Origin of the sequence: Curtobacterium sp. VKM Ac-1376 (genome assembly GCF_015351025.1) — a bacterium.
In the GTDB taxonomy this organism is placed as follows: Bacteria; Actinomycetota; Actinomycetes; order Actinomycetales; family Microbacteriaceae; genus Curtobacterium.
On sequence record NZ_JADKRV010000006.1, the window covers coordinates 1 to 15,462 of the forward strand.

Below are 15,462 nucleotides of genomic sequence, written 5' to 3' on the forward strand. Positions count from 1 at the left end.
CACCGCAGGAGGTCCTTCTCACATCCCAACGACTACAGCGAGTCGTCGCAGCTCAACCAACGTCCCTGGGCAGTACACCTAGCGCAGCACCACCACACCGCGTCCCCCGAAGCGGACGATGCCGCCATCGACCTCGGTCGCACCGAAGCCGTAGAGTTCCTCGCCGGTGGCGTCGGGCACGGGCACCTCGGCGGCGTCGTCGGCGAAGTTCACCACTACGTGCACCGGCGTGACGTCCGGGCCGAGCAGCCCGCGCGTGAGGACGAGCCAGCGGTGGCTCTCGTCGAAGCGCACCGCGTTCGCCTCGTACCGGTGGTCGACGAACGCCTGGTCGGTCCGGCGCAGGGCGATGAGGACCCGGTACGCGCGGAGGATCGCCGCGCCCCGCTCGGAGTGGACGTCCGCCCAGTCGAGCTTCGAGTTGGTGAACGTCGACGGGTCCTGCGGGTCGGGCACGGCCGACTCGTCCCACCCGTGGTCGGCGAACTCGGCGATGCGGCCGTCCGCGGTGGCCTTGCCGAGTTCCGGCTCGGGGTGCGACGTGAAGAACTGCCACGGGGTCGAGGCCGCGAACTCCTCGCCCATGAACAGCATCGGGGTGAAGGGCCCGAGCAGCGTCAGCGCCGCAGCGATCACGAGCCCTTCGTCGTCGAGGGTCGCCGCCAGACGGTCGCCAGCGGCGCGGTTCCCGATCTGGTCGTGGTTCTGGTTCGCGACGACCAGTGCCGTGGCAGGGGAGGTCCCGCGGTCGATCGGCCGACCGTGTCGCCTGCCGCGGAACGACGACCACGTGCCGTCGTGGAAGAAGCCGTCCTCGAGCACCTTCGCGAGCGCCGACAGCGGGGCGAAGTCGGCGTAGTAGCCGTTCGTCTCGCGGGTGAGCGCGACGTGCACCGCGTGGTGGAAGTCGTCCGACCACTGCCCGGCCAGCCCGTAGCCCGCGGCTTCGCGCGGACGGAACATGACCGGGTCGTTGAGGTCGGACTCGGCGATGAGTGACAGCGGTCGTCCCACGAACGAGGAGTACGCCTCGGTCTCGTCGGCCATCAACGCGAGCACGTGCGGTCGGGTGGTGTCGCGGATCGCGTGCACGGCGTCGAGCCGGAGCCCGTCGACGTGGTGGTCACGGAACCACATGCGCACGTTGTCGAGCACGTACCGACGGACCTCGGGGTGCTCGACGTTCACCGAGTCGCCCCACGTGTTGCCGAGCCCGGCGAGCAGGTACGGGCCGTACAGCGGCAGGTAGTTGCCGCTCGGTCCGAGGTGGTTGTAGACGACGTCCTGGATGACGCCGAGCCCCAGCGCGTGCGCGGTGTCGACGAACCGGTCGTAGGCGTCCGGGCCGCCGTACGGGGCGTGCACGGAGAACCAGCCGACGCCGTCGTAGCCCCAGTTCCACTCGCCGTTCACCGCGTTGACGGGGAGCAGCTCGACGAACTCGACCCCGAGCTCGACCAGGTGGTCCAGCTTCTGGGCGGCGGCGTCGAGCGTGCCCTCGGGCGTGTAGGTGCCGATGTGCATCTCGTAGATCACGGCGCCGCGGGCCGGACGTCCGGTCCACGACTCGTCGGTCCACGCGAACCGTGCGGGGTCGACGACCTCGGACGGGCCGTGCACGCCCTCGGGCTGGTACCGGCTGCGCGGGTCCGGTCGGACCGCGTCGTCGTCGCCGATGCGGAACCCGTAGCGGGCGCCGACGACCGGCATCACGGCGTCAGTGGACCACCAGTCGTCCTCACCGCGGGTGAGTGGGTACTCGACGTCGTCGACGACGAGCCGGACACGGTCCGGCTCGGGTGCCCAGACGGCGTAGCGATCGGGTGCGGTCATGCGTGACCCTCCAGGATGTCGATCTCGGCCTGCGCGTCGGTCTCGGCGGCGTCCGTCGTGCTGTCGGCGTCGGGCCGGGAGGCACCGTTCGCGTCGGACACGGCGGGCACCGCGTCGGCGTGGCCGGTTGCACCGATGGCGTCGGCGGGCACGAGCAGCGCGACCGGGTAGGTGGTGAGCAGCTCGGCCAGCGCGATCCCGCGGTCGGCGGGGACGTGTCGGCCGGTGAGCAGGTCGACGCGTTCGACGGGGACGGCGTGCACCAGCGTGTCGCCCCAGCCGCCGACCCGGCCGAGGCCGATCGGCAGACGTGTCGCGATCGTCACGGCACCGCCGCGGTCGAACGCGACGACGTGGTCCGCCGCGCTGCCGGTGGCCTCGAGCTCGAGGTACCTCGTGAACAGCTCCGGGTGGTCCCGACGGATGCGCAGTGCGCGGGTCGTCACCAGGAGCTTCGCGGCACCGTCGATGCCGATCGCCGGCAGGTCCTCGGGGCCGTCGTCGTCCGGACCGTCGAGCTCGGCGAGCACGTGGCGCCGCTCGGCGTAGTCGACCGGGCGACGGTTGTCGGGGTCGACGAGCGAGCGGTCCCAGAACTCGGTGCCCTGGTAGACGTCGGGGACGCCCGGGGCGGTGAGCTGGACGAGCTTCTGGGCGAGTCCGTTCGACCATCCGGCGGCGTCGATCTGCTCGTCGAGGGCGTCGAGCACGGCGACGACGCCCGGGTTGTCGAACGCGGCGTCCACGATCGCGTGCATCTGCTGCTCGAACGCCTCGTCGGGCTCCGTCCACGTGGTGCTGTCACCGGCTTCGCGGGAGGCCTTCTCGGCGTAGGCGTGCAGACGCTCACGGCTGGCGGGCCGGGCACCGACGATGGCCTGCCAGAGCAGGTCGGCGAACACGCGGTCCTGCAACGGCACGAGCGACTGCAGGCGCTCGAGCGTGGCAGCCCACTCGTCGCCCAGCTCGGCCAGCACCGCGATGCGGGCGCGGGTGTCCTCGCTGCGCTTCGTGTCGTGCGTGGTGAGCGCGGTCATCGTGTGCGGCCAGCTGCCGAGCCGTTCGCGCTGCGCCCGGTGGAAGTCCGCGACGGAGACCGCGAAGACGCTCGGGTCGCCACCGACCTCGCTCAGGGACGACAGGCGCGACGTGCGGTAGAACGCCGTGTCCTCGACGCCCTTCGCCATCACCATGCCGCTGGTCTGCTGCAGGCGGATCGCCGCCGCGTTCGTCGGGTCGATGAGCGCCGGTGCGATCCGGTCGATGACGTCGTCGAGGTCCGGACGGGCCTCGGCCGCGCGCTCGAGTGCGGTGATGAGGTGGTGCGCACCCTCGGGCAGGTACGTGCGGTACACATCGAAGGACGCCACGATCTCGGCGACCGCGTCGACGATGCGGTCGTGCGTGATGGTGTCCGTCGCGGCGGTCGGTGCGAGCAGGCGGGCGAGCCGCTGGACCTCGCTGCCGAGGATGCCGTCCGCGATGCCGCGCCGGGTGTCGTGCGTGAGCTGCTGCCAGTCGGCGGGCTCGGATCCGGACGCAGCGGTCAGGGCCTGTTCGCCCGCGGGGTCGACGAACACGCGGTCGAGTACCCCGAGGGCGTCGTAGCCGGTGGTGCCGTCGACCGGCCACGAGCTGGGCAGCTGTTCGCCGGGCTCGAGGATCTTCTCGACCAGCGTGTAGGCGCCACCGGTCAGCTCGGCCAGGTCCTGCAGGTAGCCGGCGGGGTCGTACAGCCCGTCCGGGTGGTCGATGCGGAGCCCGTCGACCAGTCCGTCGCGGAACCAGCCGCCGATGACGCCGTGCGAGGCCGCGAAGACCTCGGGTTCCTCGACGCGGATCGCGGCGAGGGTGTTCACCGCGAAGAACCGGCGGTAGTTCAGGTCGTGGTCGGCGCGCTTCCAGTGCACGAACGCGTAGTGCTGCCGCTCGTGCACGGTCTCGACGTCGTCGCCGTCCTGCACCGTGCCCGGCGCGGTCGGGTAGGCGGTGTCGCCGACCCGGAGCACGGGACGCTGTGGGTCCGACGTGTCGAGCCTGACCGCGTCGAGCAGCCGGTCGTCGAGCACGGGGACCCGGAGCCTGCCGTCGCCGGCGTCCCAGTCCACGTCGAACGCCCACGCCACGGGGGAGCCCTGGCCGAGTTCGAGCAGGGACCACCACCACGGGTTCGACTCGGGGGTCGCGACGCCGACGTGGTTCGGCACCACGTCGACGAGCACGCCGAGGCCGACGGCGTGCGCGGCCTCGGCGAGGGCACGCATCGCGTCGTCCCCGCCGCGGTCGGTGTCGACCCTGGTGTGGTCGACCACGTCGTACCCGTGGTTGGAACCGGACTCCGCCTGCAGCACCGGCGACAGGTAGAGCCAGTCGGCTCCGAGGTCGCGCACGTAGTCGACGAGGTCGCGGGCGGCGGCCAGGTCGAAGTCGACCGACACCTGCAGCCGGTACGTCGAGGCAGGGACACGACGCCCGGCTCCGACCGCGTTGCTGGTCATCGTGCTGCTCCGCTCTCCGCAGCGCCGGCGGCGTTCGCCGGGGTCACGGCGTCCTGCGGGGCGACCGGCGCCGGCGCGCCGGCGTGGTACTCGTCCTCGACCGAGGTGACGCTGACCTCGTGGTCGGGCTCGGCGCGGAGCACGATCATCGACCGGGCCGGCACGTCGAGCGGGGTGCTTGCCTCCAGGATCTCCTCGCGGGCGCCCGGGTCCGCGGTGTCGATGCGCACGGTCCAGCCGGGCGCGTACTCCTCGGGCGGCAGGGTGAAGGTCACGACGTCGTCGTGGGCATTGAAGTAGGTCAGGAACGCCACGTCGGTGACGCGCTCACCACGGGCGTCGCGCCCGCGGATGCCCTCGCCGTTCAGGTACATGCCGACGCTCTTGCCGAAGCCGGAGTCCCAGTCCTCTGGGTCCATGGCGTCACCCGAGGGGGTCAACCACACCACGTCGGGCAGCGGTTCGCCCTCGCCCCGGCGGACCGGACGGCCGTTGAAGTACCGGGTCCGTCGGAACGTCGGGTGGTCGTGGCGGAGCTTCACCACGTCGGCTGTGAACTGGATGAGGTCCTCGTCCGCGGTCTCCCAGTCGATCCAGCTGAGCTCGGAGTCCTGGGCGTAGACGTTGTTGTTGCCGGACTGTGTGCGGCCGAGTTCGTCGCCGTGGGCGATCATCGGCACGCCCTGGCTGAGCAGCAGGGTCGCCAGGAAGTTCCGGCGGCGCTGCACGCGCAGGGCGTTCACGGCTTCGTCGTCAGTCGGGCCCTCTGCGCCGGAGTTCCACGATCGGTTGTGGCTCTCGCCGTCGTTGTTGTCCTCGCCGTTGGCCTCGTTGTGCTTCTCGTTGTAGGCCACCAGGTCGTACAGCGTGAAGCCGTCGTGCGCGGTGATGAAGTTGATGCTCGCCTTGGGCGTGCGACCGTCGTGTTCGTACAGGTCCGCCGAGCCCGAGATTCGGGACGCGAACTCACCGAGGGTCGAGGACTCGCCGCGCCAGAAGTCGCGGACGGTGTCCCGGTACTTGCCGTTCCACTCGGACCACTGCGGCGGGAAGTTGCCGACCTGGTAGCCGCCGGGGCCGACGTCCCACGGCTCGGCGATCAGCTTGACCCGCGACACGATCGGGTCCTGCTGCACGAGCTCGAAGAAGGCCGACAGGCGGTCGACCTCGTAGAACTCACGGGCCAGCGCCGAGGCGAGGTCGAAGCGGAAGCCGTCGACGTGCATCTCGGTCACCCAGTAGCGCAGCGAGTCGAGGATGAGCTGCAGCGAGTGCGGGTGCCCGACGTTGAGCGAGTTCCCGGTGCCCGTGTAGTCCATGTAGTAGCGCTGGTCGTCGTCCATCAGACGGTAGTAGGCCGCGTTGTCGATGCCGCGGAACGACAGCGTCGGGCCGAGGTGGTTGCCCTCGGCGGTGTGGTTGTAGACGACGTCGAGGACGACCTCGATGCCGGCGCGGTGCAGCTCGCGCACCATCGTCTTGAACTCCTGGACCTGCTGCCCCTTGTCGCCCGAGGACGAGTACGAGGAGTGCGGCGCGAAGAAGCCGATGGTGTTGTAGCCCCAGTAGTTCGACAGCCCCTTGTCCTGCAGGGTCGAGTCGTTCACGAACTGGTGCACGGGCATGAGCTCGAGGGTGGTGACCCCGAGGCGCTGCAGGTGTTCGATCACCGCCGGGTGCGACACGCCGGCGTAGGTGCCGCGCTGCTCTTCCGGAACGTCGGGGTGGGTCTCGGTGAGGCCCTTGACGTGCGCCTCGTAGATGACCGTCTCGCCGTACGGGGTACGCGGTGCGCGGTCGCCCTGCCAGTCGAAGAACGGGTTGATGACGACGCCCTTCATCATGTGCGTGGCGGAGTCGTCGTCGTTCGTCGAGTCGGGGTCGCCGAACGTGTACGAGAAGAGGGACTGGTCCCAGTCGATCTCGCCGCTGGTCGCCTTGGCGTACGGGTCGAGCAGGAGCTTCGACGGGTTGCAGCGGGCGCCGTTCTCGGGGTCGTACGGGCCGTGGACTCGGAATCCGTACTCCTGCCCCGGGCCGACGTTCGGGAGGTACGCGTGCCAGACGTAGGCATCCACCTCGAGCAGGCGGACGCATTCTTCGTTGCCGTCGGAATCGAACAGACAGAGTTCAACGCGCTCGGCGATCTCGCTGAAGAGCGCGAAGTTCGTGCCGCTTCCGTCGTAGGTCGCCCCGAGCGGGTACGGGTTTCCGGGCCAGGTGTGCAAACGGTCCTCCAGGTGTAGTGGCGCCAACATATCGGCGTGGGCCGACCGCGTCCGCAGACAAGCCTCAGTTGTGGACACCCGGTGCACAGCGCGGCCTGTGGAGGAAGGGACGAGTAGCGTCACGCCCATGGCCAACATCGTCACGCAGATCGCAGAACAGGTCCGCCCGCTCGGGGTCTCCACGAACTACGGAGAGCCCGTCGAGGTCGGCGACCAGACCCTCATCCCCGTGTCCGTCAGCTGGTTCGGGTTCGGCGGCGGCGGGGAGGACGAGAACGGCGGCGGTGGTGGCGGTGGGCTGTCGGCCCCGGTCGGTGCGTACGTCCGTCGTCCCGGCAAGGACCTCGTGTTCGAACCGAACCCGATCTCCCTCATCGTCGTGGGCATCCCCTTCGTGTGGGTGGCCGGGCGTGTCCTGCGCAAGCTGGTGCGCGCGCTCAAGAAGTGACCCGATGACGGACGGGAGGCCCGTGGCGACACCGCCACGGGCCTCCCGTCCGTCACGCGGTCGCGACCGCGTCTAGACTGCTGGCACACACACGGGAGTCCGGGACCGCCGGGCTGAGAGGGAGCGAACGGCGCTCCGACCGTCGAACCTGATCCGGATCATGCCGGCGCAGGGAGGAGTCAGCACCATGCCTTCAGGCACGTCTACAACCGTCACCACCGCTCCGAGGCGATCGCTGCGTTGGCGGGTCGTCGACATCGTCGTCGCGAGCGTCCTCGCCGTGGCCCTCGGGGTCGTCTTCCGACTCTGGGAGTTCGGCTACGAGCCCATCAGCGCCGTCATGGACCTCGTGCTCCCCGGCACGAAGGCCCTGTTCGGCGGGGTCTGGCTGCTCGCCGGACCGATCGTCGCGATCGTCGTCCGGAAACCCGGCGCCGCGCTCTACGGCGAGATGGTCGCCGCCTCGGTCGAGGCGTTGTTCGGCACGCAGTGGGGGTGGCTGACGCTCGAGGCAGGCCTCGTGCAGGGCCTCGGCGCCGAGATCGTCCTCGCCCTGTTCCTGTACCGGGTCTACCGGCTGCCGGTCGTCGTGCTCGCCGGTGCCGCGGCCGGACTCGCGCTCGGCATCAACGACACCGTCCTCTGGTACCCGGGCCTTGACGTCGCGTTCAAGGTCGTCTACGTGATCTGCGCGGTGATCTCCGGCGCCGTGATCGCGGGGGCGGGCTCGTGGCTCATCGTCCGGGCACTCGCCCGCACCGGGGTGCTGTCGTCGTTCGCCGCCGGCCGCGAGCACAGCCGTCGCGAGCCGCGCGCCCTGGTGTGAGCGTGCCCGCTCCGTCGGTGACGTCCCCTTCCGCCGGCGGCGACGCCGGTGCCGGGCTCCGCGGAGCACGCATCGCCTTCCGTGCCTGGGGCTGGCGCTACCCGGAGCGGGACGCCTGGGCCGTCCGAGGTGTCGACCTGACCGTCGAGCCGGGGGAGCGGGTCGCCGTCGTCGGGCCGTCCGGTGCCGGCAAGTCGACGCTCCTGCGAGCGGTCGCCGGCGTGCTGCCCGACGAACCCGATGCCACCGACGACACCGCGGCGTCGGTGCAGGGAACACTCCTGGTCGACGAGGCCGACCCCCGCGCGGTCCGCGGGCGTGTCGGTCTCGTCATGCAGGACCCCGAGGCACACACCGTCATGTCACGCGTCGGCGACGACGTGGCCTTCGGCTGCGAGAACGCCGGCGTCCCGCGCGACGAGACGTGGGACCGGGTGCGGTCGGCGCTCGACGTCGTCGGCCTCGACCTGCCGCTCGACCGCTCCACCGCGCAGTTGTCCGGTGGGCAGCGGCAGCGGTTGGCGCTCGCGGGCGTGCTCGCGATGCGACCGGGGGCGCTGGTGCTCGACGAACCCTGCGCGAACCTCGACCCGGACGGCGTGGCGCAGGTCCACGACGCGGTCCGGGCGCTCCTCGACGAGACGGGAGCGACCCTGCTGGTGGTGGAGCACCGCATCGGCACCTGGCTCGACCTGGTCGACCGACTCGTGCTGCTCGAACCCGCCGGTGGTGTCGTCGCCGACGGTCCGCCTGCCCAGGTGCTGGCGGCCCACGGCGCTGCCCTGACGGCGGCGGGTGTGTGGGTGCCCGGTGCCGAGCCCGGGCGGGGTGCAGCCCGGCGGCACGGTCCGGCCGGCCGAGCGGGCGAAATGCCCGGGCCGGCCGAGGGAGCGACCGCGGCATTCCGCCCGCTCGGCGAGGGGGCGCCTGGCGAGGGGGCGCGTGAGACGACGTCGCCCGGCCGAGCGGGCGAGATGCCGCGGTCGGACGAGGGATTGACCGCGGCATTCCGCCCGCTCGGCGAGGGGGCGCGTGGCGAGGGGGCGCGTGACGAAGGGGCGTCGGTGCTGCTCGAGACTCGAGGGCTCGGCACGGCCCGGGGGAAGCAGGCGATCGGGAACGGCATCGACCTCGGGCTGCGGGCCGGGCAGGTCCTCGCCGTCACCGGACCGAACGGCGTCGGCAAGTCGACGCTCGGACTGACCCTCGCGGGCCTCCTGGCACCGGCGGGAGGCGAGCTCCGTGCCATGGACACCCTCGCCGACGGCATCGGGGAGGCCCCGCACGACTGGACGAGCCGCGAACTCGCCGCCCGGATCGGCACGGTGTTCCAGGACCCGGAGCATCAGTTCGTCGCCCGCTCCGTCCGTGAGGAGGTCGAAGCCGGTCCCCGTGCGGTCGGCGAGCCGGACGCTGCCGACCGGGCCACCGCGCTGCTCGACGAGTTCGGGCTCGCACACCTGGCCGACGCCAACCCCTTCACCCTGTCCGGGGGCGAACAACGACGACTCGCGATCGCCTCGGTCATCGCCGCCCGGCCGCCGGTCGTCGTGCTCGACGAGCCGACCTCCGGCCAGGACCGCGCCACGTGGCAGGCGGTCGTCGGACGGCTCGGGGCCCTCGCTGACGCCGGCACCGCGGTCGTGGCGGTCACCCACGACCGCGATCTCGTCCGGGCACTCGACGCCGACGAGGTCGTCCTCGGACCGGACGGCGCCCGGACCGTCGGGCGCGACCAGGGGCTGTCGGTTGCGACCACCCCGGGGACGGAGCGGACAGCGCTGGGTAGCCCCGGGCCTCCAGACCGAACCGACGCGGCGGACCGAACCGACGCGGCAGACCGACCCGACGGGACGGGCGCGGCGGACCGAACCGACGGCACGGGCGCGGCGGACCGAACCGACGGCACGGGCGCGGCGGACCGAACGGACCGGACGCGACGACCGCTGCCGGCGCGCGCGACCGGCATCCCAGGCGTCCAGCCGGTCGCTTCCCTGATCGGCGTGCTCGCCCTCGGCGTCTGCCTGGTGCTGAGCCTCGACGTCGTGTCGGCCGCGGTCGCCCTGGCACTCGAACTCCTGCTCCTCCCGCTCCTGCGCCTGCCGGTCCGGACCCTGCTGCTCCGACTCGCACCGGTGCTCGTCGCGGTCCCGCTGACGGCGGTGAGCATCGCGCTGTACGGCAGGCCCTCCGGTCGGGAGTGGTTCGACCTCGGGTTCGCGCACGTCACCGACGGGTCGCTGACGCTCGCGTTGGCGACCGCGCTCCGGGTCCTCGCGGTGGGGGTGCCCGCCATAGTGCTCTTCGTGCGGGTCGACCCGACCGACCTGGCCGACGGGCTCGCACAGGTGCTGCGGCTGCCCGCGCGCTTCGTGCTCGGCGCGCTCGCCGCCGTCCGCATGATGACGCTGCTCATCGACGACTGGCGACAACTCGCGATGGCGCGACGTGCCCGAGGCCTGGCCGACTCCGGACGGCTCCGCCGCGGAGCGACGATGGCGTTCGCGCTGCTCGTGCTCGCGCTGCGCCGGGCGACGACCCTGGCGGTGGCGATGGAGTCGCGGGGGTTCGGTGCTCCCGGGCGGCGGACCTGGGCGCGGGTCGCGCGGTTCGCCGGGCCGGAGTGGGCCATGATCACGGTGCTCGTCGGGATCGGCGCGGTGTCGATCACGGTCGCGGTGTCCGCGGGGACCTGGCGTGCCTGAGGCGGTGACGAAGGGCGAAACAGCGGCCGGCGGGACCGCAGCAGCAGATGGGGCCGCCGCAGCGAACGGGATCGCCGCAGCTGACGAGCTGGCCGACGGCATCGCCGCCGCTGCCGTCGGTGCCGCAGCCTTCTCGGGCCGTCGCCTGGTGGTGCTCGTCGACGGCCGGTCCGGCACCGGCAAGACGACCCTCGGCCGGCACGTCGCCGAGCGGCTCGGTGCGCAGCTCGTGCACCTGGACGACCTCTACCCGGGGTGGGACGGCCTGCGCGCGGCGGCCGATGCCGTGGTCCGCGATGTCCTCGGCGAGCCGAGCGGCTACCGGCGCTGGGACTGGACGACCGCACGACCGGCGGACTGGGTGCCCGCCGACCCGGACGCCCCGATCGTGATCGAGGGGTGCGGTGCGCTGTCCCGTGCGTCGGCACCCCTGGCCTCGTTGCGGGTGTGGCTCGAGGCCGACGACGCCGTGCGGTGGGACCGGGCGATCGGACGCGACGGCGAGGTCTTCGCGCGCGAGTGGGAACGGTGGGCCGCGCAGGAGCAGGCCTTCATCGCCGCAGAGCGACCTGTGGACCTCGCGGACGTGGTGCTGCGGACGTAGCGGCGGCGCGGCGGCGCGACGGCGGCAGGATTCGCGCTCAGCGACACGTCACGGCCTCCGCAGGCGAAAACGGTCGCTCAGCCCGAAACCCGGTCCGCGTCGGCGCCCGCCGCACCCGCACCCGCACCCGCGCCGCCTGCGTCCCCGCCCGACGCCGCGGCCCGCGCCTCCCGCCGCACCCGCGCCCGCGGATCCACCGCGAACACCGCCGCCACGATCGTCAGCACCGCGTACACCCCGAGGTACCCGCACAGGATCCACGGCGACCCGCCCCCGAGCTCCACGAACACGGCGGCCAGCAGCGGCGTCAACCCGACCGAGAAGATCGACCCGATCTGGTACCCGAGCGACATCCCCGAGTACCGCCGACCGGTCGGGAACTGCTCGGCGAACCATGCCGCCTGCGGCCCGTAGATGCTGTCGTGGAACACGCACATGCCGATCAGGGCCACGAACGGCAGCAGCACCAGGGGACCGGCGTCGAGGAACGCGAAGAACGGCCAGATGAGCACGGCGATCCCCACCGCCGACCAGATGGTGAGCGCCCGCCGCCCGACCCGGTCGGACAGCCAGCCCCAGAACGGCGTCGACACGAGCGACACCGCCGAGATCACGAGCACGGCCTGCAGGCCCGCATCGGAGCCCGCCGGCCCGCGAACGTTGCCGAGGTAGGTCAGCGAGAACGTCGTCAGGATCGAGTACAGCGCCGGCTGCACGAGCCGCAGCCCCGCGGTCACCAGGATCGACCGCGGGTGGTGCCGGATCGCCTGCAGGACCGGGAACCGTTCGACCCCGCCGGATGCCCGCAGCTCCTGGAACACCGGAGCGTCCTGCACCCCGAGTCGGATCACCAGGCCGACCGCCACGATCACCGCCGAGAACAGGAACGGCAACCGCCAGCCCCAGGCCAGGAACGCCTCGGTGCCGAGCAGCGTCCGCACGAGCGTGAACACCCCGGTCGCCAGGAGCATCCCACCGGCCGAGCCCATCTGCGTGAACGCCCCGAACAGGCCCCGGTGCCGCTCGGGCGCGTGCTCGACCGACAGCAGCGCCGATCCGCCCCACTCGGCACCGGCCGCGACACCCTGCAACAGCCGGAGGATCACCAGCGCGACGACGGCACCCGCCCCGATGGTGGCCGCGGACGGGATCACCCCGATCAGCGTCGAGGCGACGCCCATCAGCACGAGTGACGCCACGAGCAGCCGCTTCCGGCCGATCCGATCGCCCAGGTGGCCGGCGATGATCCCGCCGACCGGCCGGGCGACGAACCCCACGCCGTAGGTGGCGAACGACGCGATCACGCCGACCGCGGGGGTCACGGACGGGAAGAACGTCGGCGCGAACACCAGCGCCGAGGCCGTCGCGTAGAGGTAGAAGTCGTAGTACTCGGCGGTCGTCCCGACGAAGGACGCGAGGGCGACGCGACGCCGGGTCGCGGTGGTCGTCGGCTCAGGACGACGGCCGGGAGGCGCGGCTGCGGTGATCGGGGTCGGCATGCCTCAGGAGCATGGTCGGCTCCGTCTGCCCGCGGAACACCCCGCGTAACGCGAGGTCACGGCACTGTCGTCGAACGGTGCCCGCCGACCACGATGGGACGCATGAGCGATGCACCGAACCGCCCGCTGCGCTTCGCGGCCTTCGTCATGAACACGACATCGCACATCCAGCACGGCCTCTGGCGGCACCCCGACGCCCGCCAGGCCGACTTCGACGACGTCACGCTGTGGACCGACCTGGCGCGGACGCTCGAGCGGGGGAAGTTCGACGCGATGTTCTTCGCCGACGTCGTCGGCACGTACGGCCCGGGACGGGGCGACTACGCGACCAACCTGCGCGAGGGACTCCAGATCCCCTCGAACGACCCGTCGGTGCTGCTCTCCGCGCTCGCCGTGTCCACCGAGCACCTCGGGCTCGCCTTCACCTCGAGCGTCATCCAGGCACACCCGTTCGACTTCGCCCGCAAGGTGTCCACCCTCGACCACATCACCCGCGGCCGCATCGGGTGGAACGTCGTCACGAGCGCGCTCGACAGCGCCGCCCGGAACTTCGGCGCGGACCGGCTCGAGGAGCACGACGAGCGCTACGTCTGGGCCGAGGAGTACCTCGACGTCTGCACGAAGCTCTGGGAGGGCTCGTGGGAGGACGGCGCCGTGCTCAAGGACCCGGTGCGCGGGTACGCCGACCCCGAGAAGGTGCACCGCATCGACCACCACGGCAAGCGCTACGACGTGCAGGGTCCGCACCTCAGCGCACCGAGCCCCCAGCGGACTCCGGTGCTGTTCCAGGCGGGGTCCTCGCCGGCCGGCCGTGCCTTCGCCGCCCGGAACGCCGAGGCGCAGTTCATCCTGACCTCGAACCGCGACGCGACCGAGCAGCTCATCCGCGAGACCCGCGACCTGGCTTCGGCAGCGGGCCGTCGGCGGGACGACATAGCGTTCTTCCTCGGCCTGACGTTCGTCACCGGGTCGACCGAGGCCGAGGCGAAGGCGAAGGAAGCGGAGATCGACGAGTACCTGGCCGCCGACGGGTTCCTCGTGCACTCGAACCTCGGCTTCGACCCGGACACCGGCGAGCCGCTCGACCCGGACACCCCGCTGTCCGAGGTGCGGACGCAGGCCGGGCAGTCGCACCTGCAGTGGCTCCGCGAGGCGGCGGGCGACCGCGAGCCGACCATCGCCGACCTCGCCAGGCTGTCGGCGAAGCTCCGCGCCCGGGTCGTGGGGACGCCGGAGCAGATCGCTGACGAGCTCGCGGACTGGCAGCGGGTCGGCGTCGACGGGGTGAACGTCATCAACTGGACGCTCCCCGGCTCGTACGAGGAGTTCGTCGACAACATCGCGCCGACCCTGCAGGAGCGCGGGCTGATGCAGTCCGAGTACCGCGAGGGGACCCTGCGCGAGAAGCTCTTCGGTCACGCGCAGCTGCCCGACTCGCACCCGGCCAGGCGGTGGCGCGGGGCGTTCTCCGGCGGCGCCGGAGCCACCGCGCCCGCGACCACCCCGGACGACGCGACCCGTGCGGTGGAGGTGCCCGCGTGACGGACGCGACGACGACCGACGGACGCGGGACGGGCCTCCCGGCTGACCGCCTGGCGGCCCTGCGCGAGCGATTCGCGCCGCTGTTGGCGACCATCCGCGACGGCGCGGTCGAGCGCGAGCTCGCCTCCGCGGCCCCGGGTGACCGCCCGCTGCCGCACGCCGAGGTCCGGGCCCTCGCCGACGCGGGGTTCGGGCGGTTGCGCGTGCCGGAGGACCGCGGCGGCTTCGGGGTGACCCTGGTGGAACTCGCGCACCTGGTCGCGGACCTGGCGGCGGCGGACTCGAACATCGCGCACCTGTGGCGGGGACACTGCGGGTACACGGAGCTCGTGCTGCTGCGGCCATCGTCGGCCGGCGGGGACGAGTGGCTCCAGCGCATCGTCGACGGGGCGATCATCGGGAACGCGACGTCCGAGCGGACCGGCACGACGCTCGCCGACATCTCGACGACGGTGACACCCGCGGGCCCGGGGTCGTTCCGTCTCGACGGCACGAAGTACTACTCGACCGGCACGCTCTACGCGGACTGGATCTACCTGGCGGCGGACCGTGACGGGGAACGCGTGACGTTCGCCGTCGACGCCACCGCACCCGGCGTGACGGGCATCGACGACTGGGACGGGTTCGGGCAGCGGTTGACCGCGTCCGGCACGACCGTGTTCGACGGGGTGTCGGTCGACCCTTCGGTGGTGTCGGCCTACCGGGACGCCCCGCTCTCGCACATCCAGGCCTTCTACCAGCTGTACCTGCTGGCGGTCCTCGCCGGGATCGGGCAGGCGGTGTCCGAGGACGCCGTGGCCTTCGTCCGCCCGCGCACGCGGACGTACATCCACGCGAACGCTGCTCGTCCAGGCGACGATCCACAGGTGCTCGCCGTGCTCGGACGGCTCTCCGCCGGCGCCTTCACCGCCCGGTCACTGGTCGTCGCCGCGGCGGGGTTGCTCGACGGGGTCGTGGCCACGAACGTGCCCGGCGTCGGGGTCGACCGTGCCCTGCTCGATGCCGCCGAGAACGCGGTGTACCAGGCGCAGATCGAGATCGGGCCGAGGGTGCTCCGCTCGGCGTCCGAGCTGTTCGAGGTCGGCGGGGCGTCCGCGGCCGACCGGACACGTGCACTGGACCGGCACTGGCGGAACGCCCGGGTCGTTGCGTCGCACAACCCGGCGGTCTACAAGGAGCGGCTGGTCGGGGAGTACGTGCTGCACGGGCGGGGGCCGGTGGGGGCGTGGGAGAAGTACCACGAGGTGGGGCCGACGCGGTTCTGACGTGGGGCGTGCGG

10 protein-coding genes and 1 riboswitch are annotated in these 15,462 nt (G+C 72.2%); of the genes, 6 read left to right on the forward strand and 4 right to left on the reverse strand.

Annotated elements, in window-relative coordinates; genetic code table 11:
* Nucleotides 1-78 precede the first annotated feature (78 nt).
* From treZ to glgX, 3 genes are read right to left on the reverse strand one after another with little or no spacing between them, the layout of a single operon-like run.
* Nucleotides 79-1,833 (reverse strand): malto-oligosyltrehalose trehalohydrolase, encoded by a 1,755-nt coding sequence (treZ, locus tag ITJ56_RS09045; RefSeq protein ID WP_194629926.1) that lies wholly within the window; start codon nucleotides 1,831-1,833, stop codon nucleotides 79-81.
* Nucleotides 1,830-4,331, reverse strand: a complete 2,502-nt coding sequence (treY, locus tag ITJ56_RS09050; protein ID WP_194629928.1) for a malto-oligosyltrehalose synthase — start codon at nucleotides 4,329-4,331, stop codon at nucleotides 1,830-1,832. Before treY ends, treZ begins: the two co-directional genes overlap by 4 nt.
* Nucleotides 4,328-6,559, reverse strand: a complete 2,232-nt coding sequence (glgX, locus tag ITJ56_RS09055; protein WP_194629930.1) for a glycogen debranching protein GlgX — start codon at nucleotides 6,557-6,559, stop codon at nucleotides 4,328-4,330. The genes treY and glgX overlap by 4 nt, the downstream gene beginning before the upstream one ends.
* A 127-nt stretch (nucleotides 6,560-6,686) precedes the next feature.
* Here glgX and ITJ56_RS09060 point away from each other — a divergent pair, with 127 nt between their 5' ends.
* The 4 genes from ITJ56_RS09060 (at nucleotide 6,687) to ITJ56_RS09075 (ending at nucleotide 11,142) form a co-directional block, all read left to right on the forward strand.
* Entirely contained in the window at nucleotides 6,687-7,007 is a 321-nt protein-coding gene (locus ITJ56_RS09060; RefSeq protein ID WP_194629932.1) for a hypothetical protein, read from the forward strand.
* Nucleotides 7,008-7,088: 81 nt separating this feature from the next.
* Nucleotides 7,089-7,200, forward strand: a riboswitch (TPP riboswitch).
* Entirely contained in the window at nucleotides 7,195-7,833 is a 639-nt protein-coding gene (locus ITJ56_RS09065) for an ECF transporter S component (RefSeq protein WP_027464637.1), read from the forward strand. (Overlaps the previous riboswitch by 6 nt.)
* A 17-nt stretch (nucleotides 7,834-7,850) precedes the next feature.
* Entirely contained in the window at nucleotides 7,851-10,538 is a 2,688-nt protein-coding gene (locus ITJ56_RS18935; protein ID WP_323749768.1) for an ATP-binding cassette domain-containing protein, read from the forward strand.
* A 4-nt stretch (nucleotides 10,539-10,542) separates the two neighbouring features.
* Nucleotides 10,543-11,142 carry an ATP-binding protein gene (locus ITJ56_RS09075; protein WP_323749769.1) on the forward strand — a complete coding sequence of 200 codons (600 nt, stop codon included), beginning with the start codon at nucleotides 10,543-10,545 and terminating at the stop codon, nucleotides 11,140-11,142.
* 77 nt (nucleotides 11,143-11,219) lie between these two features.
* On the opposite strand, the gene ITJ56_RS09080 is transcribed toward ITJ56_RS09075, so the two are convergent.
* Nucleotides 11,220-12,641, reverse strand: a complete 1,422-nt coding sequence (locus ITJ56_RS09080) for an MFS transporter (protein WP_194629945.1) — start codon at nucleotides 12,639-12,641, stop codon at nucleotides 11,220-11,222.
* A 102-nt stretch (nucleotides 12,642-12,743) separates the two neighbouring features.
* On the opposite strand from ITJ56_RS09080, the gene ITJ56_RS09085 reads away from it, so the two are divergent.
* Together ITJ56_RS09085 and ITJ56_RS09090 are read left to right on the forward strand one after the other, a co-directional pair.
* Complete coding sequence (locus ITJ56_RS09085) at nucleotides 12,744-14,183, forward strand: LLM class flavin-dependent oxidoreductase (RefSeq protein WP_194629947.1); 1,440 nt, start codon at nucleotides 12,744-12,746, stop codon at nucleotides 14,181-14,183.
* On the forward strand, nucleotides 14,180-15,448 hold the full coding sequence (locus ITJ56_RS09090) for an acyl-CoA dehydrogenase family protein (RefSeq protein ID WP_194629949.1): 1,269 nt from the start codon (nucleotides 14,180-14,182) through the stop codon (nucleotides 15,446-15,448). Before ITJ56_RS09085 ends, ITJ56_RS09090 begins: the two co-directional genes overlap by 4 nt.
* Nucleotides 15,449-15,462: the final 14 nt, after the last annotated feature.

Excerpts from the sequence above, each read along its gene's own strand:
- treZ (WP_194629926.1), bottom strand. The coding sequence starts at position 1,833 with ATGACCGCACCCGATCGCTACGCCGTCTGGGCACCCGAGCCGGACCGT.
- treY (WP_194629928.1), bottom strand. The coding sequence starts at position 4,331 with ATGACCAGCAACGCGGTCGGAGCCGGGCGTCGTGTCCCTGCCTCGACG.
- ITJ56_RS09060 (WP_194629932.1), top strand. The coding sequence starts at position 6,687 with ATGGCCAACATCGTCACGCAGATCGCAGAACAGGTCCGCCCGCTCGGG.
- ITJ56_RS09065 (WP_027464637.1), top strand. The coding sequence starts at position 7,195 with ATGCCTTCAGGCACGTCTACAACCGTCACCACCGCTCCGAGGCGATCG.
- ITJ56_RS09080 (WP_194629945.1), bottom strand. The coding sequence starts at position 12,641 with ATGCCGACCCCGATCACCGCAGCCGCGCCTCCCGGCCGTCGTCCTGAG.
- ITJ56_RS09085 (WP_194629947.1), top strand. The coding sequence starts at position 12,744 with ATGAGCGATGCACCGAACCGCCCGCTGCGCTTCGCGGCCTTCGTCATG.